The sequence below is a fragment of the Nocardia huaxiensis genome (genome assembly GCF_013744875.1).
Lineage (GTDB): Bacteria > Actinomycetota > Actinomycetes > Mycobacteriales > Mycobacteriaceae > Nocardia > Nocardia huaxiensis.
This window is the reverse complement of the sequence record NZ_CP059399.1, coordinates 4,049,515-4,072,965: the sequence shown is the minus strand read 5'-3', so window position 1 is coordinate 4,072,965 and position 23,451 is coordinate 4,049,515. Positions and strand designations below refer to the sequence as shown.

Sequence of the window (23,451 nt, the reverse complement as noted above, 5' to 3'; positions counted from 1 at the left end):
ACCGTGTGCGGGGTTATCGCGGGGTGATGCGCACCCGGTTGTCGTGGAAAACGGCGCCGCCACCGTAATCCGAATCGCGTTCGGCGATGGTGGCGTTCACCGTGGCACCCCTGTTGTGCTTGGCCCACCGGCCCTTGGTGGTCGCCGCCACGCCGGGACGGACGTGGTCGGACACCTCGGCCACCGCCTCGAAGGAGCCGCGGTCATTGGACACCAGAATCGGTGCGCCATCGGTGATTCCGCGGACGGCCGCGTCATCGGGATGCAGGGTGACGCGGGATTCGCCTGCGCGGCGCACCAATTCGGGGTTCGAGCCGAAACTGCTGTTGAGGAAGTAGTGCGAGGCGGCCGAGATGAGCACCAGCCCGTCACCGGGGTCGGCGGGCGCGGTGTAGTCCGGCATCGGATCGTGGCCGTCGAGCGCGGCCCGCTCGGAGACGAATTGCAGTTTGCCCGCGGGCACCGGCGGCTTGTCGATTTTCAGGAACCCTTCGGCGCGAAGCCGTTCCACGTCGTAGCCCTTCAGCAGCTGCCGAGCCAGATCCTCGTCCGAGTCGTAGAGCGCGGGCTCGGTCAATCCCATGCGCCGCGCCAGCCGCCGGAAAATCTCTGTGGTGGGCAGACATTCGCCGGGCGGCGCGACGGCGGGCTCGTTCCAGAGCAGGTACAGGTGCCCGTATCCGGCGATCACATCGAGATGTTCGGGCTGCATGGTGGCGGGCAGCACGATGTCGGCGTAGTCCACGGTGTCGGTCGAGAAGTGTTCCAGCACAACAGTGAACAGGTCTTCCCGCGACAGCCCCTCGATCACCCGCCGCTGGTCGGGATTGGATCCGACCGGGTTGGCGGCGATCACGAACATCGCCTTGACCGGCGTACCGTCATTGTCCAGCAACGCGTCTCCCACACGCGTCTGCGACAGCGTCCGCACCGGATGCGGCAGCAGATCCATGCGCAGCAGTTCGGCGTCGTCGAGCCGGAAGTGCCCGCTGGTCGAATAGTGCAGTCCCCCACCGGGAATCGCCCAGTCCCCGGTCACGCCCGGCAGGCAGGCCAGCAGGCGCAGCGCCATCCCGCCACCGGCATGCCGCTGCATTCCCTGCGAGGCCCGGATGGCGGTCGGCCGCGTCCGCGCGATCCGCTCCCCCAGCGCCACGATCTGCTCCACCGGCAGCCCGGTGATCGCCGCGACCCGCTCCGGCGGGTATTCCGCTATGCGTGCGCGGAATTCGGGCCAGCCCACCGTCTGCTCGGCAATGAACTGCTCATCCTGCGCCCCCAGCGACACGATCACATGCAGCAACCCCAGCGCCAGCGCCGCGTCGGTCCCCGGCAGCGGCGCGAGATGCTCATCGCACCGTTCGGCCGTCTTCGTCCGCACCGGATCGATGGCCACGGTGTGGGCCCCGCTGTCCTGAATGAACTTCCACAGGTGATGTCCGGAGGTCATCGGGTTCGTCCCCCACAGCAGAATCAACTGCGACTTGGCGAAATCCTCCGGATCCATCCCCCCGGACGTCCCGAGCGTGTACTTCAGCCCCATCGTCCCCGCGATCGAGCAGATGGTCCCCTTCATCAGGCTCGCACCGAGCACATTGAAGAACCGCCGCCCCACGAACCCTTCCAGCCCCTGGATGTACCCCAGGCTCCCGGTCCCGTGAAACGGCCAGACCGCCTCGCCCCCGTACTCCTCGACGACCCCGCCGACCCGCCGCGCGATCTCCTCGAGGGCCTCGTCCCAGCTGATCCGCTCGAACTTCCCCTCCCCCTTGGCCCCGACCCGCCGCATCGGATACCGGATCCGTCCCGGCGACCCCACCTGTTCGAGGTACCGGTTCACCTTCACGCACAGCGCCCCGCGGGTGACGGGATGTGCCTTGTTCCCCCGCAACCCCACCGCGACGCCGTCCTCGACGGTCACTTCCCAGGAGCAAGCATCCGGGCAATCCAGCGGGCACGCACCGAGAACCTTCATGGACATGATCGTATGACCGAATCGGCCATATCGATGCGCGGGTGCGTGGAAGCGAGGCAGGGCACGGCCGCTCCCTCGAGGGTTCCGGGGCCGAATTCGACGGCGACATTGGTGCCGCCGCTATTGCGGGTCCGTATCAGCGAGCCCTGGGCCGCGGAGATGTCGGTGCGCTCGACGGTGCCGCGCAGAGTGGCGGTGTCGCCGATATTGATGATGTTGAGGCCATTGGCGGCCGTTCCCGCGATGGTGGTGTCACGGATGTCGAAGACGAGTTCGGCGGTGGCGGGACCGGAACCGGTCGGGGTGTAGGCGATCAGGCCGACGCCGTCGGCGCTGCAATCGCCGAAGGAGGAATTGGTGACGGTCAGGTCGGTGTGGCCGGTGCGGCCGAAATTCGTTGCGACCAGGCAGCTTCCGAGGTTGGCGGGGATGATCGGGTTGAGGGCGCCGGCGGGGAAGCTGGAACGGTGGGCGCGGACATTGTCGAGGGTGAGGGACTGGCGGGCACCGTCGGCGCTGAGGTTGTAGTTCTCGATGATGTCGCCGCGCACGGTGTCGAAGGTGCTGTTGGTGACCGTCACCCGGCTGTCGGGGGTGCCGCTGGTGGTGACGTACTCGAGGCCGTTGGCCGAGAAGTTGCCGTGGCCGTCGCGGAATTCATTGCGGTCCATGATCACGTCGAGGCGGGCGCGGCCCAGGGCGTTGATGAAGACGCCTTCGCTGTCGGCCAGGTGGTTGAGCGGGGAGGTCTCGAGCGGGGCGATGCCGATCTGCGAATTGCCGATCAGGTTCGCGTCGAGTTGCGCGGAGTCCCCGGCCTGCAGGCCCATGGCCAGCACGGACAGCTTGGCGAGCCCGAGGTTGATATCGCGCAGCGCGTTGCCGGTGAGGTCGGCGTGCACCCGGCTGGTGCCGTGCGCCCGCACGTCGATGCCGTCGCCGCAGGCGGTGTTGTGTACCAGGTTCCCGTCGATCGCGACATTTCCGGCGGCCGTCGTGAAGTCGGTCATGATCGCCGCCCACCCATTGTTGAGGGTGATGAAATTCGGCAGCGGGTCCGCGCTCACACCGATCGGAATGGTCGGCGGCAGCGTGAACGGCCCGATGATGAACCCGTCCGCGCAATTCCGATTGGTGCCGGTGACCACATTGCCGGCGATCACCACATCCGCGGCGTCCCGGCCGTAGATCCCGCCGCGACGCGCCCCGTCGACCACCAGATTGCGCACCTCGGCCCCGGGAGCCAAGCGCACCGCATCGCCGTCGTGGTTGCCGGTCGTATTCGTAATCCGGGGCAGCGCAACACCATTGGCCGCGCCGACCACGGAATCACCAGCGCCGACCAGCTTCTGACCGGCCTTGAGCGCGATTCCGCCGTCCAGCACCGCCATCGACGGCTGCACCACGATGGTGTCCCCGGCCCCGGACGCCGTCTCCGCGCGGGCGAGCGATTCGAACGGCGAGTCCGCCGCGCCGGTGCCCCCCGACGGCGCACCGCCGCTCACATACCAGGTGCGCGAATCCGGCTGCGCCGCAGCTGTTCCGGCCGTCGACGCGGCGCAGGCCAGCAGGGCGAGCAGGGACGCCGACGCGCGCAGGGCGGCGCGCCGGGCAGGGGTCCTGGGGTACATGAGGCTCCGGGGTGTCGATGCGCCGAGAATGAGAAGCAATCTGCCATCTCGTTCCCGGCCGCGACCCCGGCAGAATTCCAGGAATCATGGTGCGCGCCCGGCAGTATGCACAAGGCGTATTCGCCGGGCAGCGCGCGTCAGCCCCCGGTCACCGGGCAGAACGGCTGGCAGTTTCCGGCCGGGCCGGGCGTCGGCTGCTGGCCGTCGCCGAAGTCGGCATTGCTGATGAGCACCATCAGCGCCAGCGCGATGGACAGCACCGCGATGCTGGCGATGGTGAGCATCGCACAGTCGAGTTCCCGGACGATGACGGCGTCGGAGCCGTCGGCATTGACGATCAGAGTTCCCGCAGGAGCACTGGGATCCGGGTTTTGCACAGAGGTATCCCAGCAATAACCTGAAGTGGAAGGCAACGGCCTAATCCTCAATCTCAATTCGGTGAGTGGATGAATGACGACCGGAGAACACACTACGCCCGCACCACACCGATAGCGAGAGGCTATTTCCGCGAAATATCGCGATAAATAGAAGAATTCGCGCAATCGGGACATCACCCTGAATATTAGATTCAGACAAAACCCCCACACCCGAGCTTGTCGGCGGACTCCACTACGGTGGACCACCATGGCGCGCGAACTGGCAGACCTCCCTTACGCCCGGCACCTCGAACCCAGCACCGACCTCCCCCGCACCGGCGGCGAATACGACTGCGCCCACTTCGACGGTCAGCACCTCGACGAGCAGATCATCCAGTCGGCCCGCTTCGCCGAAACCGCCTTCACCTCGCTCACCATCGACCACGGCAGCCTGCGTCACAGCGCCTTCAACGACGTGTGGCTGCACAATGTGCGCTGGGTCGGCACCGATGCGGGCGACACCTCTTGGCGCGACGCCGAATTCGTGGCCGGCGCCATGTCCGGCCTCGACCTCGGCGGCGCCGACCTGCGCCGGGTGCGGTTCGAAGGCTGCAAACTCGATTCGGTCAACTTCCGCACCGCCACCCTGCAGCAGGTCAGTTTCGTCGACTGCGTGCTGCGCCACGTCGATTTCGGTGATGCCCGCCTGACCGGCGTCAGTTTCGACGGCTCCACCATCAACCGCCTCGTCATGAATCGCGCACGGCTGGCGAAAACCGATTTCCGGGGCGCGGTGGAAATCGATATCGCCGAGGGCATCGACGGCATGAAGGGCGCGAAGATCAATCCCCGTCAATTGCTGTCGCTGGCGCCGACTTTCGCCGCCGCCCTCGGCATCACCGTAGAAAACTGATCGGTCTCACGCCAGATTGAAGGTATCCGGATTCGGTCCGATGCGCCCGCCCGGATTATCGAGATCGTCGATCAGGGCCAGATCGGCCTCCGACAGCGCGAAGTCGAAAACGTCGATGTTCTCCGAAATACGGGACGGCGTCACCGATTTCGGAATCACAATATTGCCGATCTGCAGATGCCAGCGCAGCACGATCTGCGCGGGCGTCTTGCCGTACTGCTCGGCGAGGCGCGCCAGCACCGGTTCCGACAACAGCGCGCCACCCTGGCCGAGCGGGCTCCACGCCTCGGTGGCGATGCCGAGAGAGCCTGCGACCGAACGCATCTCGCGCTGCTGGAAGTACGGGTGCAGCTCGATCTGGTTGAGCACGGGCACGATATCGGTCTCGTCCACCAGCCGCTTCAACGTGGCCTCGGTGAAGTTCGAGACGCCGATGGCCTTGGCGCGCCCATCGGCGTAGATCTTCTCCAGTGCCCGCCAGGTGTCGACATAGCGATCGTGCTCGGGGGTGGGCCAGTGGATCAGATACAGGTCGACATAGTCGGTGCCCAGCCGATCCAGGCTCGCGTCGAACGCCGTCAGCGCCGCGTCGTAACCCTGATCGCTGTTCCAGAGTTTGGTGGTGAGGAACACCTCGCCCCGCGGCAGTCCGGAATCCCGGATGGCGCGGCCGACACCGGTCTCGTTCTCGTAGATGCGGGCGGTGTCGATATGCCGGTATCCGGCCTCGAAGGCCGTGGTCACGGCGCTGTAGGCCTGGTCGTCCTCGACCTGCCACACGCCGAACCCGAGCTGCGGAACGGTGCTGCCGTTATTGAGGGTGACTTCCTGCAAGGCGGTACCTCTCGGTAGTAGGTCACACGGTCGGTTTCCGAATCCTCAGCGGTGCCATCGTCCACGGTATTCCCGAACCCGACGAAACCACCGGTAGCATCCGAAGTTGGAGAGGTAGCCGCCCGTCCCCCTGCGAAAGGCGCACCGTGACATCCAGCAGCGAACGCTCATTGACGCCGGGAACCTCGATCGACGTCGCCGACACGGCGGGCGACAATGACACCTCGAGCAGCGGAGAAACCCTCGCGCCCGTCGCCTATCGGCTCACCGACGCACCCGGCCCCCTCACCCGCGCCGAGCTCGAGGCCCTCGACGCCTGGTGGCGGGCCGCCAACTACCTCTCGGTGGGACAGATCTACCTCCTGCACAACCCGCTGGTACGCGAACCGTTGCTGCCCGAGCACATCAAGCCACGATTGCTCGGCCACTTCGGCACCGTGCCGGGACTGAATCTGGTGTGGGTGCATGCCAATCGGGCCATCCGGGAACGGGATCTGGACGCGGTGTTCGTGGCCGGGCCGGGTCACGGCGGGCCCGGACCCAATGCGTGCGCCTGGCTCGAGGGCACCTATTCCGAGCTCTACAGCCACATTCCGCAGGACGCGGAGGGCATGCGCGCGCTGTTCGCCCAGTTCTCCTTTCCGGGCGGCGTGCCCAGCCACTGCGCACCCGACACGCCGGGCTCCTTCCACGAGGGCGGCGAGCTGGGGTATTCGCTGCTGCACGCCTACGGCGCCGCGCTCGACAATCCGGATCTGACGGTGTTCTGCGTGATCGGCGACGGCGAGGCCGAGACCGGTCCGCTCGCGGGCAGCTGGCACGCGAACAAATTCCTCAATGCCGGACGCGACGGCGCGGTCGTGCCCATTCTCGCGCTCAATGAGTACAAGATCGCCAATCCGACCATCCTGGCGCGCATTCCGGAATCGGAACTGCTCAGCCTGCTGCGCGGCTACGGCTACCACCCGATTCCGGTGACCGGCGACGATCCGGGCACGGTGCATCAGGCCATGGCGAGCGCCATCGACGAATGCCTGGACCGCATCGCGGCCATTCAGACCGCCGCCCGGGAACGCGGCTCCGATGCCCGGCCCGCCTGGCCCATGATCATCCTGCGCACCCCGAAGGGCTGGACCTGCCCGCCGATCGTGGACGGCGAACAGGTCGAGGGCACCTTCCGCGCCCATCAGGTGCCCCTCGCCGCGGCGCGCGGCAATCCGCGGCATCGCGAGGTGCTGGAGCAGTGGCTGAAGTCCTATCGCCCGGAGGAACTGTTCGACGCCGACGGCCGCCCCCATGCCGCACTGCTGGAATTGAATCCGTCCGGCGGCCGCCGCATGAGCGCCAATCCGGTGAGCAATGGCGGGGTGCTGCTGCGGGATCTGCGCCTACCCGACTGGCGCGACTCCGGCGTCGACGTGCCGTCCCCCGGCGCGGTCAAACACGAGGCGACGCGAGTGCTCGGCGGCTGGCTGCGCGAGGTCACCCGGCTCAACCCGGACAACTTCCTCACCTTCGCCCCCGACGAACTGGCCAGCAACCGGCTACAGGACATTCTCGAGGTCACCGGCCGCGACTGGCAGGCCGAGATCGCCGAACACGACGTGAAACTCGACCGCACCGGCCGCGCGGTCGAAGTGCTGTCCGAGCACATGTGCCAGGGCCTGCTCGAGGGCTATCTTCTGACCGGCCGGCACGGCGTCTTCACCTGCTACGAGGCGTTCATCCACATTGTCGACGCCATGTTCAACCAGCACGCCAAATGGCTCGACGCCAGCGCGGCGATTCCCTGGCGGCGACCCATCGCCAGCCTCAATTACCTGCTCTCCTCGCATGTTTGGCGGCAGGACCACAATGGATTCACCCATCAGGACCCGGGATTCCTGGACGTGGTGCTCAACAAGAGCCCGGAGATCGTGCGGGTGTATCTGCCGCCGGACGCCAATACCCTGCTCTCCACCTACGATCACTGCCTGCGTTCCCGCCACTACGTGAATGTCGTTGTGGCGGGCAAACAACCGCAGGAGAGCTGGCTGTCGGTGGCGGACGCCGCGACGCACTGCGCCCGCGGCATCGGCATCTGGGACTGGGCCGGCAACAATGACGACGAGGGCATGTCCCCCGATGTGGTACTCGCCTGCGCGGGAGACGTCCCGACCTTGGAAACCCTTGCGGCAGTGTCGATTCTGCGCGAACAGCTACCGGAGTTGCGGGTGCGGGTGGTGAACGTGGTCGACCTCATGCGACTGCTGCCGCAGGACGAGCATCCGCACGGGCTCCCCGACCGCGAGTTCGACACCCTGTTCACCCGGGATCGCCCGATCGTCTTCGCCTTCCACGGCTACCCGTGGCTGGTGCACCGTCTCACCTACCGGCGCACCAACCACGACGGCCTGCACGTCCGCGGCTACAAGGAAAAGGGCACCACCACAACGCCTTTCGACATGGTGATGCTCAATGACCTGGACCGCTACCACCTGGTCATGGATGTCATCGACCGCGTGCCGGAGCTGCGCGAGAAGGCCGCGGGACTGCGTCAGGAGATGGAGGACGCGCGCTGGCAGGCCCGCGCCTGGACCCGCGAACACGGCGAGGACATTCCCGTCGTCGCCGAGTGGAAGTGGTCATGACGCACGGCGATACCCGCGCCGCCGACCGCACCCGGCCGATCAGGCGCCGACGCTGGCCGGGCTGCGCACGATCCGCCCGCCGAGCCGCTCGTTGACCGAAAACCCGTGGCGGCGGCACCAATCCGCGAGCCGCGGCACCGCCGAATCATCGTCACGGAAGGTCGGCACCAGCTGCCCGACGATATAGAGGTGATGCGCGTCGGCGGACCGGCACAGGTGCGCCAGCACCGCACTCCCCAATCCCGTCCCGCGCAGTTCGGGATTGACGGTGATGTTGTCGAGTTTGATGGTGTCGGCGTAGATGTCGAACACCACCTCCACGAGTGTGTCACTGCGCCGCAGGGTGGTGATGTCGGCGGGAACGGGCCGCAGCGTGCCCGGCAGATGATCGGTGAGCCGCTGCCGCGCCTGCTCGTCCGGCGCGATGCGGGTGACGGGCAGCAGCTGTTCGATCACCTCCGCCACCACCGCCCGGTCCCCGGTGGCGGCCAGCGGTCGCGCCTCCCCGGCCGCCTGCGCGACCCGCTCCAGCTGCCGCGTCCAGTGCGGCGCGGTCGGCTCGTACTCCCGCACGAGGTCCGCGATGGTGGTCTCGAGGCAGACCGACGTCCCCAGACTGCGCACCCGCGCCCCCGACAGCACGCCCCAGAGCCGATCGTCGGCCCCGACCCCGTGCTCGGACAGCTCCCGCCGCAGCGCGTCGCGCCGAGCGGTGGCCTTGTCGATGGACGCGCCCGGCAGGTGATGCAGCCAGCGCTTCCAGCCGGTGAGGTTGGCCTGGATGCGGCTGTCGGCGATGCCCGCACTCGCCTTCAGATAGTTGCTCCACGCTTGCAGACGCTGTTCCTCGAGCTGACGCGCGTGCTCGTCCGCACGCGCGTCCCGGAACGGCTGGCCCTCACTCATGTGGAACTACGCTAGCGTCCAATTAGCTAGGTGCTGGTGAGCGGCACGCGCCGGGTTGCGATAACCAACGGGACGGCTCCCGGGCCCACCACACCCGAGAGTCGCCCCGCACCCCGATCGCGGGTTACAGCAGATTCGCCAGACCCGACAGCGGGCCGGGCAAACCGGCCACATGCTTCTTGATTCCGGTCGCCACCGGATTCGGATCCTCGGCGCGCAGCCGGTCGAGTTCGGTCTGCATGGTCGCCACCGTCTGCTCGTAGTACGAGTCCACCAGCGCCTCGTCATCCGGATCGCCCACCTGCGTCGACCAGTCCAGGGCCGGCAGGAAACTCACGTGCACCGAGGCGGGCAGCGGAATCTGCGGCAGGATCGGGGCCACGCCGAAGGGCAGGCCGACGGTGTACGGGAACACCTTGGCCCGGAACAGCTTGTCCAGCTGGAGCAGTCGCGCGGTGCGCTCACCGCGGCTGACGATGAAGATGGAATCGTGGCCGCCATTGGCGACCGCCGGGATCACCGGCACGCCCAGCTTGAGCGCGAGCCGGATGAAGCCCTTGCGCCCGGCGAAGTCGATCTTGTCGCGCTCGGTCCACGGCCGGCACGCCTCCCAGTCACCGCCCGGGTACACCATGACCGCGCCGCCGTCCTTCAGCCCCGCGCTCGCCGCCTCCTGCGAGGCCGCGATCACGCCGAACTGCCGCAGGCTCTCACCGAGAAGCGGTGCGCGCAAAAGGATTTCGTGCGCGACACCGAAGGTCGGCTCGTCCGGACGGCGGTCCATCATGGCCATGAAGGTGATCCACACCTCCGGCGCCCAGTAGATCGACGAGTGATTGCCGATGACCAGCGCGGGCCCCGAGGCCGGAAGATTCTCCAGGCCACTGACTTCGGGCGTGAAGTAGTTCGTGTACGCCCGCGCCAAGGGGAGCAGCGGGTGGTTCGCATCGGGTGTGCGCAGTGTTTCAGTCATGAGCCGTCCTTTGGGTATTGCTTTGCCGGAGACGGGCGCGGCAAACACACACGGACGCCGAAAACGACGTCGGCACAAATGAATTGCCCCCGGTCACATCCCCATTGATAGCCCAGAACGGGCCGCGTTCCAGCGCGGTCCCCTTAGTGTGTGCGAGCGCTTGTCGATCCTCGACGACCGATGCCCGTCACCGTCCTCCTGCCCTTTCGACGTTATCAACCCAAGCGCTTGCTTGGGAGGGAGTGTGCGATACCCAACAATGGCGTTGTGGCCCCGGCGAATTCACCGGGGCCGACATAGGATGGGCCGCTTCGCGACATGCGCGAGATACATGCTCAGATGCGCATATCGGCGTAGGGCGATGTCAGCTCACGCCGCGCCGCCGATAGAGCACCCCCGCCGCCAGGTAGCCGGCGAAACCGATTCCGGCACACCAGATCACGGCCAGCACGCCATTGTTCCCCACCGGCGTCCCCATGAGCAGGCCGCGCACCGCCTCGGCGACGGGCGTCGCGGGCTGATACTCGCCGAACCCGCGCAGCCAGCTCGGCAGCGTGTGCAGCGGCACGAAAGCGCTGCTCACATAGGGCAGGAACATGAAGAAGAAGGTGAAACCATTGGCGGCCTCCGGATTCCGGGCGAGCAATCCGAACGCGGCGGCCAGCCAGGACAGCGCCAGGATGAACAGCGACAACACGCCGAGCACGCCCAGCCAGCGGATCGGGTCCGCGGTGGGGCGGAAACCCAGTGCCACCGCGATGAGTATGACCAGGCCGGTGGTGAGCAGATTGCGCAGCAGGCTCTCCAGGACATGCCCGGCGAGCACCGAGGTGCGGGATACCGCCATGGTGCGGAAGCGGTCGATGATGCCGTCCTGCATATCGGTGGACACGCTCACCGCGGTGCCGGCCGAGCCGAATCCCGCGCACAGCAGGATGATTCCGGGCACCACATAATCGAGGTAGTCGCCGCCGACGTTCATCGCGCCACCGAAGACGTAGGTGAACATGAGCAGGATCATGACCGGCACCGCGATCGTCATGATCATGGTGTCCGGGCTGCGCAGGCTGTGCCGCAGGTTGCGGCCCACCATGGCGGCCGAATCCTGGGCTCCGCGAACGAGAGTCGTCACGACTGTGCACCTTTCGTGGTGGCGCCGGTGAGCGCGAAGAAGACGTCGTCGAGATCGGGGGTGTGGATGTCCAGGCGGTCGATGGTGACGGCGTGATCGTCGAAGTGGTCGAGGAGTTTGCGGATATCGCCGACGCTGCCGTCCGAAGGGACTTGCAGCACAAGCTGTTCCGCGTCGACCTCGGCCACCGGGACCGCCCGCGCCGCCGCGGCGAGGCCGTCCTCGTCGGCGAAACTCAGCCGGATGTGCCCGCCGGGCACCAGCTGCTTGAGTTCCTCGGCGGTCCCCTCGGCGACAATGCGGCCGTCGTCCAGCACCGCGATGCGGTCGGCCAGCTGATCGGCCTCCTCCAGATACTGGGTGGTGAGGAAAACCGTCACACCGTCGGCGACCAAACCCCTGATCACCTGCCACAATTCCCGGCGGCTGCGCGGATCGAGGCCGGTGGTGGGCTCGTCCAGGAAGACGATCCGCGGGTCGCCCATGAGACTCATCGCCAGATCCAGCCGTCGCCGCATGCCGCCGGAGTAGGAGCCGACCCGCTTGTGCGCGGCCTCCGCCAGCCCGAACTGCTCGAGCAATCGCGCTGTGCGCTTGGATGTTTCACCCGATCCGAGATGCAACAGCCTGCCGACCAGCCGCAGATTCTCCGCGCCGGTGAGCGTTCCGTCCACGGCGGTGTTCTGCCCCGTCACCCCGATGACGGCGCGCACGGCGTCGGGTTCGCGCACCGGATCGAGCCCGGCCACGCGCACCTGTCCCCCATCGGGCCGCCCCAGCGTGGTGAGGATGCGCACCATGGTGGTCTTACCCGCCCCGTTCGGGCCGAGTAGCGAAAACACGCTTCCGGCAGGCACATTCGCGTCGATGCCACGCAGCACCCGCTGTTTTCCGAAGGATTTGACGAGCCCGGACACCTCGATGACGGGCCGTGTGGGAGTGGCCATGAGAACCCCGATCAAAAACTGTGTATGACATACACTCGATGTGTACAGGCTACACAGTTTCGGGCATGGCGCAAGATGTGAGAGGAACCCACGACAGGAGGCCGCATGCACACGCCCGACCGGGCCCCACTCCCCAAGTCCATGGAACTGCTGTGGGACCACACCGGCACGGGCAGCCGCGGGCCCAAACGCGGCCTGTCGCTGGATCAGATCGTCCAGGCCGCCATTACCGTCGCCGACGCCGAGGGCTACGCCGCGCTCTCCATGGCCCGCGTCGCCAAAGAACTCGGCTTCACCACCATGTCCCTCTACCGCTACGTCGACAGCAAGGACACACTCGTCGATCTGCTACTGGATCGCGCCATCGGCGAACCACCGGCAATCCCCCGCGAGGCGGGCTGGCGGACCGGCCTGGAAGCCTGGGCCTGGGCCGAACACCGGGCGATCCGAGCCCACCCGTGGTGGCTCGACATCCCCATGAACTCACCCCCGCTGGGCCCCAACAATATGGCCTGGCTGGAAGCCGGCATGTCCACACTGGCCGCCGTACCCGTCGCCGAGCCATTGAAACTCCAACTCCTGCTGAATCTTTCGCTGTCCGTCATCGGCCGCACCCGCTTCCTCCGCGACATGGTCAGCAGATCCCACGAGATCGACTATCAGGAGATGCTCCTGCGGGTGGTCGACCCCACCCGCTACCCCGCCGTCCACAGCGCCATCTCCCACCGCGCCTTCGACAGCGACGACATCGACTGGGACGAAGCCGATTTCGCCTTCTTCCTGGACCGGCTCCTGGACGGCTACGAAGTCTTCATCGGGGGCACAGCCGGGGCCTGACGCATCGTCAGCTCACCTGATACAGCCACACGCGCGGTTCGGCCGGTTCACCGTTGTCGGCCCAGCGGTAATAACCGGCCAGACCCACGCCATCGAAACCCTTCAGGTAGGCGAGCAGGTCGGCGCGCGAGGTCTTACCGGATGCGATGCCGCCCAGCACGATCGTGGCGAGGTCGTACGCCTCCACGGAGTACACGCCGGGCGCCGATCCGATCAGCGACCGGTAATCGGTGTCGAAGCCGGACGCGGCCGGGCCGCACGCACACGTGAGCGTGGTGCCGGACCCGTCGGAACCCGCACCACTGACGAACTCCGGATCGAAACTGCCGTCGCCGGAGTAGAACTGGGCGAACACCCCCGCCTTGCGCAACTGCTTCAGAATCGGCGCGGATTCGGAGTAGTAGCCGCCGTAATACACCGCGTCCGGCGCCGCCGCCGCAATCTTGCCGACCATGTCGCTCGCGTCCTTGCCCAGTGGAATGGTGCCGGAACAAGACGGCAGCGCAGCGGTTCCCAGCTCGGTAGTCATGGCCGCGGCAATACCGACACCGTATTCGGTGTCGTCCGAGATGACGCACGCGCGAGTGACACCAACGCTGCCGGCCAGATAGCGGCCCAGCGCCGGACCCTGGATGTCATCGCTCGCCAGCCCGCGGAAGAAGGTGCGCCAACCCTGTTGGGAGAGTGTCGCATTGGTCGCGGAGGGCGTCAGGAACGGCAGGCCCGCATCACTGAGGACCTTGCCATTGGCCTTCGTCTCACCGGAGAACACCGGGCCGATCAGGGCGATCACCGACGGGTCGTTCACGATCTGTGGTATCACTTGCGCCGACGTCTGCGGCTGGCCCAGCGTGTCGAATTCCCGCACGGTGATCGAGCAGTCCGGATTTCGCTTGGTGAACTGATCCACCGCCAGCCGCAGCCCGCCGAGCACATTGCGGCCCAGCGGCGCGTTCGGGCCCGACAGCGGGCCCGCGATCGCAATGGTCTGCGGCGTGCAGGTCGCCGATGTCGTTTCGGCCGGGTAGGGGCCTGCACCGAAAGAGGATTCGAGATTGCCCTGTGCGTCGAGCCGTCCGATCGGCTCGATGCCGGAGATCAGCGGCACCGGTTGCACCGTGCTCACCGCAGAGCCCGCGGCGGCCGCATTGTCCTGCGATCCGGAATCCTTTGCGCCCCAGCGCAGAATGCCTACGGTCACGGCGATCACCACGACCACCGCGGCCGCACCGGCCGCGAGCCACCACTTGGCGCGGCTTCCGCTCGAGTGCGGCGGACCGGACGGCGGCGAGCTTGCCGGGGGCGGCGGGCCGCCCGGAATGGCGTACCCCGGCCCGGAATTCCCAGAGGGCTGTGGGGGCATCCAACCCTGTTGCGGTACCACCGGTTGCGCCGCCGGATCCCGCCATCTTCCCTGGTCCACTGGATTCCGGTGTGCTGCGGCAGGATCCGACAAGGTAGGGGGGATCCCCGAGGGATACCCCACTGTCACCGCGGACTCCGGCGGCTCACCCGCCGGATTTGCCTGCGCGGCAGCGGAATCCGGTGTTCCCGCCGAGAACGCGAGTGCCTGTCCGGCGGCCGTGGCGAATTCGGTGCACGATCCGAAGCGGTCGTCGGGTCGTTTTCCGAGCGCGCGGATCAGCACCGCGTCGATGGTCGCGGGCAAGCCCGCCCGGCGCGCGCTCACCGGTGGCGGCGGGAAGTGCAGGTGGCCGGTGATCACCGCGGTGGGCTCGGCGGATTCGAACGGGGTCGAGCCGCACAGCAGCCAGAACAGGGTGCAGGCCAGCGAATACTGGTCGGATCGGGCATCCAGGGTCACGCCCGACAGTTGCTCGGGTGAGGCGTAGGCCAGCGTGACGGTGAGCGATCCGGTGCGGGTCAGATTGTTGGTCGCGCCCAGCAGGCGGGCTATGCCGAAGTCGGCCAGCAGCACTCGTTCCCCGTATCCGGGGGCGTGCTGGGCCAGCATGATGTTCGCGGGTTTGACATCGCGGTGCAGGACACCTACCGAATGTGCGTAGTCGAGCGCCTTCGCCACCTCGGCGACGATGTGCACCGCCTGTTCCGGCGGCAGGGTGGCCGGGGTGAGCGTCGAAGCGTCCGCGCCGTCGACGTACTGCATGGAGATCCACAGCCGATCGTCCTCGACACCCCGATCCAGCACCGACACGATATTCGGATGGTCCAGCCGGGCAATGAGATCCGCCTCGCGCTCGAACCGCCCGCGGATCTCGTCGTCCGCCACGAAATCCCGATTCAGCAACTTCACGGCCACCGAGCGGGGCAGGCGCGGATGCTTGGCCAGATACACCTCCCCCATGCCGCCGCTGCCCAGCCGGCGTTGAATGAGGTACCCGGCGAAGACGTCCCCAGCGCGCAACATCGTGCCCCCTCGAATCCGCGGACCTCTGCACGGTACTCCGATCCGCTCGCACTCGGCCGTCGATCCGGGGCAACGGCGGCGGGATTCGGACACGCTCGTATCGCGCACCGGTCTGCGGCGCTATCCGGCCCGGTACAACCAGATTCGAGGGTCGGCTGGTTCGCCCGTCTCGGTCCAGCCGTAGGAGTGGGCGATGCCGGTTCCCCGGTAGGCCCGCAGGTAGGTGAGCAGGTCGGCGCGCGTGGTATGACCGGAGGCGATGCCGCGCAGCACGATCGCGGTCAGATCGTAGGCTTCCGCGGCGTAGATGCCGGGGGATTCGCCGGTCGCGGCCGTATAGTCGGCGCGGAAACCGGCGGTGACGGGAGCGCACGCGCACGCCAGGACCGACCCCTTGCCCGCATCGCCGACCGCGTGGGTGAACGCCGGGTCGAAGGCGTCGTCACCGGCGAGGAACGGCGCGGTGATGCCCGCCGCGCGCAGGCTCAGCAGCATCGGGGCGGCGGCACTCGCGTAGCCGCCGTAGACGATGGCGTCGGGGGCCGCGGCGGCGATCGTAGCGATCAGGGCGGCGGGGTCCGCGCCGGGCGGCAGTGCGGCCGAACAGGACTGGTCGACAATCCCACCCGCTGCGGATGTAATGCCCTGTGCCAGTGACAGTCCGGATTCCGTTCCGTCCGACAGCACGCACACCCGGCCGTAGTGTGCGGTCGTGGTCAGATAGCCGCCCAGCGCGGACGCCTGCACATCGGTGCTCGCCGTGCCGCGGAGGAAGCCGTGCCAGCCCGCCGTGGTCAGCGCCGAGCCGCCCGCCGATGGTGTCAGGAACGGCAGCCCGGCATCGTTGAGAGTGGTTCCGGCGGCCAGGGTTTCGGCGGAGAAGACCGGGCCGATCACCGCCAGCGTGGAGGGGTCCGCCGCCAGGTTCGGCACGATCTGCGCGGCGGTGGCGGGCATTCCGCCGGTGTCGAACTCCCGGATCGACACGGGGCAGCCCGGATTCGCGCGGGTGAAGTGATCGAGCGCCAGCCGAATCCCGCCGAGCACACTGCGTCCCGACAGCTGGTATTCGCCCGCGAGCGCACCCGCCATGGCGATGCTCGCCGGAGCGCAGGTCGCTCCCGTGCCGAAGTCGGCCGGATACGGTCCGGCGGTCACATCCGGCACCGCCTGCCCCCGGGGATCGATCAGCGACAGCGGCGTGAAGCCGGAATCGGGGGGCATCGCCTCGAGGCTCGCGCCGCGCGGCGCGCCGCCGGAGGTCGGCGTGGCCGCGACCGTACCCGATTCGGCCGGGGCGTTCGTCCCCGAATCCTCATCCAGCCAGGCGATTCCAACCACCGCGCCGAGCAGCACGACCAGCACGATCGCCCCCGCCACCAGCCGTCCCCGGCCCTGACGATCCGGCTCGGGCATTGCCCGGCGCGCGGCCGCCCGCGCCTGCATGTACTTCGAATTCACCTGCGCCAGGCGCTTTTCCACATTCGCCGCCACCGGCCCGGACGATGCCTTGGCGACCGCTGCCGGGGCTTCGGTCAATACTCGCGCCGCCTCGGCGGCGAATTCCGCACAGGACCCGAATCTTTCGGCCGGATCCTTGGCCAGGGCGCGCGCCAGCACCTCGTCCATGGCCGCGGGCACCATCGACCGCCGGGCACTCACCGAGGGCGGCGGGCGGTGCAGGTGCCCGTCGATCACCTCGGCGGCATGCACCCCCTCGAACGGCGCCGACCCACTCAACAGCCAGTACAGACAGCATGCGAGGGAGTACTGATCCGACCGCGGCTCGGCCCCCTGCCCCGACAATTGTTCCGGCGACACGCAACCCAGCGCGCCGGTCCGCATCCCGCTCCACGGCAGCGCCGTCGTCTCCCCGCGCAGGAACCCGATGCCGAAGTTCGACAGCAGGATTCGCGCCCCGTATCCGGGTGCCGGCCGCGCCAGCACGATGGTCGCCGGTCGCACATCGCGGTGCAGCACACCGGCCGCATGCGCGTAGTCGAGCGCCGCCGCCACCTCCGCGACAATGTGCACGGCCCCCACGGGCGGCAGCATGGCGACCGCACTCGACGCGTCCGCCCCATCGATGTACGGGGAGACGATCCACAACCGGTCACCCTCGAACCCGCAGTCCGGCACCGGCACCACATTCGGATGATCCAGCCGCGCCGCCTGCTCGGCCTCCTGCTCGAAGCGGGCCCGGACCTGCGCATCCGCACCGAATTCCGGGTGCAGCAGCTGGATCACGACATGTCGTGGCAATCGCATGTGCCGAGCCAGATACGACTCACCCAGATCGCCGTCACCGAGCCAGCGCTCGATGACGTACCCCGCGAAAACCTCTCCAGCGCGCAGCATTCGGCCCCCAACAGTCGGCGGATCTTTCGCACGGTACTCCGATCCGAACCTCCGGTGCTCCGGTTCGGCGAGGGTGGAATCGGATCGCGGGCACATTCACCGCAACTGCGCAGGAGCGAGCCGGAAGGCCGCAGAAAACAAGCGGCCCGGGTGCGGTTCACACCGCACCCGGGCCGCCGTACCGCTCGCGTCTACTTCTTGCGTTCCCGCTTCTCGCGCACGCGCACGTTCACGCGCACCGGCGAACCGTCGAAGTTGAACTCCTCGCGCAGCTTTCGCTCGATGAAGCGGCGGTAACCGGCCTCCAGGAAGCCCGTCGTGAAGAGCACGAACGTCGGCGGGCGGGTGGACGCCTGGGTGGCGAAGAGCACGCGCGGCAGGCGACCGCCCCGCATGGGCGGCGGCGTGGCCGCGATGACCTCTTTGAGCCAGTTGTTCAGGCGGCCGGTGGAAATGCGCTTGTCCCAGGACTCCAGCGCGGTTTCCATTGCCGGAACCAGCTTCTGGACCGCACGGCCGGTGTGCGCGGAGATGTTCACCCGTTGCGCCCAGCGCACCTGGACCATTTCGCGGTCGATCTCACGCTCGAGCATTTCGCGCCGGTCCTCGTCGACCAGATCCCACTTGTTGTAGGCGATCACGAGGGCGCGGCCGGTCTCGGCGACCATGCTGATCACGCGCAGATCCTGCTCGGTGATCGGCTCGGAGGCGTCGATGAGCATGACAGCCACCTCGGCGGCCTCGATGGCCGACTTGGTGCGCAGCGAGGCGTAGAACTCGTGGCCGCTGGCATTGCCGACCTTGCGGCGCAGACCGGCGGTGTCCACGAATTTCCAGGGCTTGCCGCCCAATTCGACCAGCGAGTCGACCGGGTCGACGGTGGTGCCGGCGACATTGTGCACGACCGAGCGCTCTTCACCGGAGAGCTTGTTGATCAGGCTGGACTTGCCGACATTCGGCTTGCCCACCAGCGCCACGCGACGCGGTCCGCCGTGAATGCCGGAATCCTCACGCGGCGTCTCGGGCAGCACCGACAGCACATCGTCGAGCAGATCGCCGGTGCCACGGCCGTGCGCGGCCGACACCATGCGCGGCTCACCGAGACCCAGCGACCACAGCTCGGCGGCGTCGGCTTCGAGCTTCTGGTTGTCGACCTTGTTGGCGACCAGGATCACCGGAGTCTTGGAGCGGCGCAACACCTTCGCCACCGCTTCATCGGTGGAGGTCGCGCCCACGGTCGCGTCCACGACCACCAGGATCGCGTCCGCGGTGCGCATGGCGACCTCGGCCTGGCGGGCCACCGACTGCTGCAGGCCCTTGGCGTCGGGCTCCCAGCCGCCGGTGTCCTGCACCAGGAATCGGCGACCGGCCCAGGTGGCCTCGTAGGAAATGCGGTCCCGGGTCACGCCCGGGATGTCCTCGACCACCGCTTCACGGCGGCCCAGAATCCGGTTCACCAGAGTCGATTTGCCGACATTCGGGCGGCCGACGATGGCGAGCGTCGGCATGGCGACATGCTCGGCATCCTGCTCACCCTCGAATTCGGCGATCTCCCAATCGGTTTCGTCCGACCAGATGCCGTCACCGGCGAAGGTGTCCGTCACTGCGCGCCTCCTGCCGAAATCTGCTGTGCCACAACCCGGTACAGCTCGTCGATGACCTCGTCCTTGTTCAGGTCGCTGGTGTCCACCAGAATCGCGTCCGCGGCCGGACGCAGCGGGGACACCGCGCGCGTGGAATCGAGGTTGTCGCGACGCTGCACATCGGCCAGCACCGCTTCGTAATCGTCGCCGCGACCCTCGGCGATGTTCTGCGCATTGCGGCGCGACGCCCGAGCCTCCGCGGACGCGGTCAGATAGATCTTCACATCCGCGCCGGTGAGCACGACGGTGCCGATATCGCGGCCCTCGACCACGATCCGGCCCGCGGTCGCGGCGATCTCCCGCTGCAGGGCGACGAGCTGCTCGCGCACCTCCGGCACGGCCGACACCGCGGACACGGCCTTGGTGACCGCATTGCCGCGAATCTCCGAGGACACATCCTCACCGTCGAGCTGGATCACTTCCCGGCTCGGATCGGTCCCGATGGTCAGCGGCAGTTCCTTCACCGCCACCGCGATGGCGGCGGCATCGTCGAGGTCCACGCCGCTGCGCAGCACGCGCAGCGTCGCCACCCGGTACATCGCGCCGGTGTCGAGGTAGCGGGCCTCGAGCCGGGTCGCCAGCTGGCGCGACACGCTCGACTTGCCGGTGCCCGACGGGCCGTCCATGGCGACGACCAGCGACGCACTGCCGGTCAGCGCGCCGGTCGCGTCGATCAGACTTCCCACACCGTTCACAACGACACCGCCTCGTAGAGCTTCCCGATTTCGTCCCGGCCCAGCACCCGCAGGGTGCCCGGCCGCTGATCGCCCAGTGCGATCGAACCGATATGAGTACGAACCAGCGCGGTCACCGGATGGCCGACCCCGGCGAGCAGGCGGCGCACGATGTGCTTGCGGCCCTCGTGCAGCACCACCTTCACCAGCGACTTGCCATTGCCGACCTCGAGCACCACGAACTTGTCCACCTTGGCGGGACCGTCCTCGAGCTCGATGCCGTCCTTGAGCTGCTTGCCGACCACACGGTGATTGACCTCGCCGTTGACCGTGGCCAGGTAGGTCTTGGGCACCTCGAACGACGGGTGCATGAGGCGGTGCGCCAGCTCGCCGTCATTGGTGAGCAGCAGCAGGCCCTCGGTGTCGGCGTCCAGACGCCCCACGTGGAACAGCCGCTGCCCGGCCGAAACCCGTTCCGCCACAATGTCGCCCACACAGGGGCGGCCCATCTCGTCGGACATGGTGGACTGCCAGCCCTTGGGCTTGTTCAACGCCAGGTACACCTGCTCGTCGCGCACCACCACGCGCACGCCGTCGACGCGGATGACCGCGGTCTGCGGATCGATGCGCAAACCCTGCTCCTGCACGATCACGCCGTCGACCTCGATGCGCCCGGCATCGATCATCTCCTCGGCCGCGCGGCGCGAGGCCACACCGGCCTTGGCCAGCACCTTCTGCAGCCGCTCGCCCTCGCCCCACGGCAGCTTCTGCAGCTCCTTGGCCTCGGGCACCTCCACGTTCTGGCGACGGGCCGGCTTGGCATTGCTCAGCAGCACCGACGCGGGAGCGTTGCGATCCGGCTTCGGCTGCTGCTTCTTGCCCTTGGGCGCGCTCGACGCGAACGGGCGCCCACCGCCGATCCGGCCGCGATCGGCATTGCGATCACGCCCGAACCCGGCGCGATCCGGCCCGAAGCCCGTGCGCCCCTGAGTGTTTCGCGCATCTCCACCGCGCGCGCCGACCGCACCGCGACCCTGCCCACGCGAATCGGAACCACCGCGCGAACCGTAGGAGTCCGAACCCCCACGCGCGCCATTCGAATCCGAACCTCCACGCGAACCACCGAATCCGCTGCCGCCCCGCGACTGCGATCCGCCACGCGAGGGACCGGCATTGCCGCGCGAACCGCTGTAGGAGCCGGAGCCGCCACGCGAACCGTACGAATCAGACCCGCCTCGCGAGCCGCCGTACGAACCCGAACCGCTCCGCGAGCCGCCCCGCGATTCACCATACGATCCGGAACCGCTCCGCGAGCTGCCGTAGGAGTCACCGCCGCTGCGCGACCCGCCGTACGATCCGCTGTTTCCGCGAGATCCGCCACGCGAATCGGAGCCGCCGCGCGAGCCCGTGCCACGGGATCCGTAGGCTCCAGCGCCTCCGCGCGAGCCGTACGAGTCGTCCCTCGAGCCCCCATATGAATTGCCGCCACGCGCTCGGTCGGACCTGTCGGTCCGGTCGCGTGCGGTGCGGGAACCGCCCCTGGGCGGTTCGCCTCCACGTTGTCTACGTTCCGGTGTGCCATCTCGGCGAGCGGGTGTATTCACGTTGTCCTAGTTTCAATCCTCGGTGCCGAGGTCGATGCCGGCCTCGGCAGGCTTTTTCAGCCTGGTGTACCTGGGGTCCGTGTCCAGGCTTTCATTGATCTCGTCGATCAGGTCGACGCCCGGGAGCAGCGGCGCCAATGGCGGAAGGTCCGTCAATGACGCAAGGCCGATCCGTTCCAGGAACAGTTCGGTCGTGGAGTACAAAGTGCCGTTGGTCTCCGGGTCCGTTCCGGCCTCCGCGATCAGCCCCCGCGCCAGCAGGGTCCGGATCACGCCATCCACATTCACACCGCGCACCGCACTCACTCGGGCTCGGGTAACCGGTTGACGATAGGCGATCACCGCCAGGGTTTCCAAAGCAGCGCGGGTGAGCTTCGAACGTGCGCCGTCCAACAGCATACGTTCCACGTAGGGCGCGTATTCCGTCCGCGTGTAGTAACGCCACCCATCCCCCACGAACCTGAGATCCATGCCACTGCGCCGCGCGGTCAGCTCCTCCGACATCTCCCGCAGCGCCGTCTCCACCCGAATCGGATGCACTTGCAGGGCCGACGCCAGCATCGGCGCCGGCGCGGGCGCATCCACCACGAGCAGCATCGCCTCCAACGCCGACCGGAACTCCTCCTCGCTCAACTCCTCGAGCTCGTCCTCCTCGGTGAGCAAGCTCTCAGCGGAGTCGGCCTCCTCTGGCTCGAGCGAATCGTTCTCGTCCTCGCTGAGCGTGCGGGAGCTCTCAGGCGAGTCGGTCATCCGTAGTCCTCCTCGATGGTCACCGGCGTGGCGGCCGGTTGGTCTTCCAGCTCCCCGATCCAACTGACCGACAGTGGACCGAGGGGGTCGGGCTGGTCGAATTCGATCGTCTTGCCGCGATACAGCTCGAGCAGCGCCAGGAAGCGGGCGACGATCTGGACCGGGACGTCGCAGTCGGCGACCAGTTCCTTGAAGGTCGTCCAGCCGCCGGCGCCGCGACTCTTCAGCATCTCCAGTACGAGGGCGGCCTGTTCGGCCACCGAAATGGCGTGCTGGTGAATGTGATCCAGCCCGACCCGGGGTGCCGGACGGGGCCGGAAGGCAGCGGCGGCGACCTGGGCGAAGCCTGCTGCGTCCATACCCAGCGTAACCTCGGGCAAAAGTTCCAGGTAGCGATCTTCCAGGGAGACCGCGCGCGGATACCGCTGTAGCGCCGCCGCTTCGAGTTCGCCGAGCAGTTCCGCGACCTGTTTGAATGCCCGGTACTGCAGCAGCCGCGCGAACAGCAGGTCGCGCGCTTCCAGGAGTTCCAGATCCTCCTCGTCGGTGACCTCGCCCGAGGGCAGCAGTCGCGCCGCCTTCAAATCCAGCAGAGTCGCTGCGACGACCAGGAATTCGGTGGTCAGGTCGAGAATCTTGTCGGCCCGCAATCCCTGCTCTTCGGACAGACTCGCGGTCAATGCCTTGGTGTGGGCGATGAATTCGTCGGTCACCTTGTGCAGCGCGATCTCGGTGACGTCGAGCCGCCGCGAGCTGATCAGCTGCAGCAGCAGATCGAACGGCCCCTCGAAGTTGGCCAGCCGCAGGTGGAATTTGCCCGACTTGTCCGGATCTTCCGATGCCGCAGTGTAGGTCGGCAGAGGGGGCGCCGGTGCGGCCGCGACCATGTCCCCGACCAC

General features: G+C 67.7%; 18 protein-coding genes. 3 read left to right on the top strand and 15 right to left on the bottom strand.

All coding sequences use genetic code 11. The features are described 5' to 3' along the window. Positions 1-13 precede the first annotated feature (13 nt). The 3 genes from H0264_RS18250 to H0264_RS18240 form a co-directional block, all read right to left on the bottom strand. On the bottom strand, positions 14-1,975 hold the full coding sequence (locus H0264_RS18250) for a molybdopterin-containing oxidoreductase family protein (protein WP_181585076.1): 1,962 nt from the start codon (positions 1,973-1,975) through the stop codon (positions 14-16). Next, a complete protein-coding gene (locus H0264_RS18245) occupies positions 1,972-3,606 on the bottom strand; it encodes a right-handed parallel beta-helix repeat-containing protein (RefSeq protein WP_181585075.1) in 1,635 nt (544 codons plus the stop codon). The genes H0264_RS18250 and H0264_RS18245 overlap by 4 nt, the downstream gene beginning before the upstream one ends. A gap of 137 nt (positions 3,607-3,743) precedes the next feature. After that, positions 3,744-3,983, bottom strand: coding sequence for a hypothetical protein (locus tag H0264_RS18240; RefSeq protein WP_181585074.1), 240 nt, complete (start codon positions 3,981-3,983; stop codon positions 3,744-3,746). A 247-nt stretch (positions 3,984-4,230) separates the two neighbouring features. Here H0264_RS18240 and H0264_RS18235 point away from each other — a divergent pair, with 247 nt between their 5' ends. Then, on the top strand, positions 4,231-4,875 hold the full coding sequence (locus H0264_RS18235) for a pentapeptide repeat-containing protein (RefSeq protein WP_181585073.1): 645 nt from the start codon (positions 4,231-4,233) through the stop codon (positions 4,873-4,875). A gap of 6 nt (positions 4,876-4,881) precedes the next feature. Here H0264_RS18235 and H0264_RS18230 read toward each other — a convergent pair whose 3' ends face one another. Further along, positions 4,882-5,709: an aldo/keto reductase gene (locus H0264_RS18230; protein ID WP_181585072.1), complete on the bottom strand. Its 828-nt coding sequence runs from the start codon at positions 5,707-5,709 to the stop codon at positions 4,882-4,884. 188 nt (positions 5,710-5,897) lie between these two features. Here H0264_RS18230 and H0264_RS18225 point away from each other — a divergent pair, with 188 nt between their 5' ends. Further along, positions 5,898-8,339 carry a phosphoketolase family protein gene (locus H0264_RS18225; protein WP_181585643.1) on the top strand — a complete coding sequence of 814 codons (2,442 nt, stop codon included), beginning with the start codon at positions 5,898-5,900 and terminating at the stop codon, positions 8,337-8,339. 39 nt (positions 8,340-8,378) lie between these two features. Here H0264_RS18225 and H0264_RS18220 read toward each other — a convergent pair whose 3' ends face one another. From H0264_RS18220 to H0264_RS18205, 4 genes are all read right to left on the bottom strand, one after another. Beyond that, complete coding sequence (locus H0264_RS18220; protein ID WP_181585071.1) at positions 8,379-9,245, bottom strand: hypothetical protein; 867 nt, start codon at positions 9,243-9,245, stop codon at positions 8,379-8,381. A 124-nt stretch (positions 9,246-9,369) separates the two neighbouring features. After that, positions 9,370-10,218: a lysophospholipid acyltransferase family protein gene (locus tag H0264_RS18215; protein WP_181585070.1), complete on the bottom strand. Its 849-nt coding sequence runs from the start codon at positions 10,216-10,218 to the stop codon at positions 9,370-9,372. 364 nt (positions 10,219-10,582) lie between these two features. Further along, positions 10,583-11,350: an ABC transporter permease gene (locus tag H0264_RS18210; RefSeq protein ID WP_420832072.1), complete on the bottom strand. Its 768-nt coding sequence runs from the start codon at positions 11,348-11,350 to the stop codon at positions 10,583-10,585. Further along, the gene (locus tag H0264_RS18205) at positions 11,347-12,297 is read right to left on the bottom strand and encodes an ATP-binding cassette domain-containing protein (protein ID WP_181585069.1); all 951 of its coding nucleotides are present in this window, start codon (positions 12,295-12,297) and stop codon (positions 11,347-11,349) included. The genes H0264_RS18210 and H0264_RS18205 overlap by 4 nt, the downstream gene beginning before the upstream one ends. A 105-nt stretch (positions 12,298-12,402) precedes the next feature. Between H0264_RS18205 and H0264_RS18200 the strand changes: the two genes are divergently transcribed. Further along, positions 12,403-13,134 carry a TetR/AcrR family transcriptional regulator gene (locus H0264_RS18200; RefSeq protein ID WP_181585068.1) on the top strand — a complete coding sequence of 244 codons (732 nt, stop codon included), beginning with the start codon at positions 12,403-12,405 and terminating at the stop codon, positions 13,132-13,134. A gap of 7 nt (positions 13,135-13,141) precedes the next feature. Here H0264_RS18200 and H0264_RS38640 read toward each other — a convergent pair whose 3' ends face one another. From H0264_RS38640 to H0264_RS18160, 7 genes are all read right to left on the bottom strand, one after another. Then, the gene (locus H0264_RS38640) at positions 13,142-15,523 is read right to left on the bottom strand and encodes a bifunctional serine/threonine-protein kinase/ABC transporter substrate-binding protein (protein WP_231086388.1); all 2,382 of its coding nucleotides are present in this window, start codon (positions 15,521-15,523) and stop codon (positions 13,142-13,144) included. A 120-nt stretch (positions 15,524-15,643) separates the two neighbouring features. Further along, a complete protein-coding gene (locus tag H0264_RS18185) occupies positions 15,644-17,881 on the bottom strand; it encodes a bifunctional serine/threonine-protein kinase/ABC transporter substrate-binding protein (protein WP_181585067.1) in 2,238 nt (745 codons plus the stop codon). A gap of 191 nt (positions 17,882-18,072) precedes the next feature. Further along, positions 18,073-19,485 carry a ribosome biogenesis GTPase Der gene (gene der / locus H0264_RS18180; RefSeq protein ID WP_181585066.1) on the bottom strand — a complete coding sequence of 471 codons (1,413 nt, stop codon included), beginning with the start codon at positions 19,483-19,485 and terminating at the stop codon, positions 18,073-18,075. Further along, positions 19,482-20,150, bottom strand: a complete 669-nt coding sequence (cmk, locus tag H0264_RS18175; RefSeq protein ID WP_181585640.1) for a (d)CMP kinase — start codon at positions 20,148-20,150, stop codon at positions 19,482-19,484. The genes der and cmk overlap by 4 nt, the downstream gene beginning before the upstream one ends. A 65-nt stretch (positions 20,151-20,215) precedes the next feature. Further along, positions 20,216-21,034: a pseudouridine synthase gene (locus H0264_RS18170; protein ID WP_338040155.1), complete on the bottom strand. Its 819-nt coding sequence runs from the start codon at positions 21,032-21,034 to the stop codon at positions 20,216-20,218. Between the two features lie 780 nt (positions 21,035-21,814). Then, positions 21,815-22,552, bottom strand: coding sequence for an SMC-Scp complex subunit ScpB (gene scpB, locus H0264_RS18165; RefSeq protein ID WP_181585065.1), 738 nt, complete (start codon positions 22,550-22,552; stop codon positions 21,815-21,817). Then, on the bottom strand, positions 22,549-23,439 hold the full coding sequence (locus H0264_RS18160; RefSeq protein WP_181585638.1) for a segregation and condensation protein A: 891 nt from the start codon (positions 23,437-23,439) through the stop codon (positions 22,549-22,551). The genes scpB and H0264_RS18160 overlap by 4 nt, the downstream gene beginning before the upstream one ends. Positions 23,440-23,451 lie beyond the last annotated feature (12 nt).

What these genes read in the sequence shown, in the direction of transcription:
- H0264_RS18245 (WP_181585075.1), bottom strand. Translation starts at nt 3,606, where the DNA reads ATGTACCCCAGGACCCCTGCCCGGCGCGCCGCCCTGCGCGCGTCGGCG.
- H0264_RS18205 (WP_181585069.1), bottom strand. Translation starts at nt 12,297, where the DNA reads ATGGCCACTCCCACACGGCCCGTCATCGAGGTGTCCGGGCTCGTCAAA.
- H0264_RS18250 (WP_181585076.1), bottom strand. Translation starts at nt 1,975, where the DNA reads ATGAAGGTTCTCGGTGCGTGCCCGCTGGATTGCCCGGATGCTTGCTCC.
- H0264_RS18185 (WP_181585067.1), bottom strand. Translation starts at nt 17,881, where the DNA reads ATGCTGCGCGCTGGAGAGGTTTTCGCGGGGTACGTCATCGAGCGCTGG.
- H0264_RS18235 (WP_181585073.1), top strand. Translation starts at nt 4,231, where the DNA reads ATGGCGCGCGAACTGGCAGACCTCCCTTACGCCCGGCACCTCGAACCC.
- H0264_RS18215 (WP_181585070.1), bottom strand. Translation starts at nt 10,218, where the DNA reads ATGACTGAAACACTGCGCACACCCGATGCGAACCACCCGCTGCTCCCC.
- H0264_RS18160 (WP_181585638.1), bottom strand. Translation starts at nt 23,439, where the DNA reads ATGGTCGCGGCCGCACCGGCGCCCCCTCTGCCGACCTACACTGCGGCA.
- H0264_RS38640 (WP_231086388.1), bottom strand. Translation starts at nt 15,523, where the DNA reads ATGTTGCGCGCTGGGGACGTCTTCGCCGGGTACCTCATTCAACGCCGG.
- scpB (WP_181585065.1), bottom strand. Translation starts at nt 22,552, where the DNA reads ATGACCGACTCGCCTGAGAGCTCCCGCACGCTCAGCGAGGACGAGAAC.
- H0264_RS18200 (WP_181585068.1), top strand. Translation starts at nt 12,403, where the DNA reads ATGCACACGCCCGACCGGGCCCCACTCCCCAAGTCCATGGAACTGCTG.
- H0264_RS18220 (WP_181585071.1), bottom strand. Translation starts at nt 9,245, where the DNA reads ATGAGTGAGGGCCAGCCGTTCCGGGACGCGCGTGCGGACGAGCACGCG.
- cmk (WP_181585640.1), bottom strand. Translation starts at nt 20,150, where the DNA reads ATGGACGGCCCGTCGGGCACCGGCAAGTCGAGCGTGTCGCGCCAGCTG.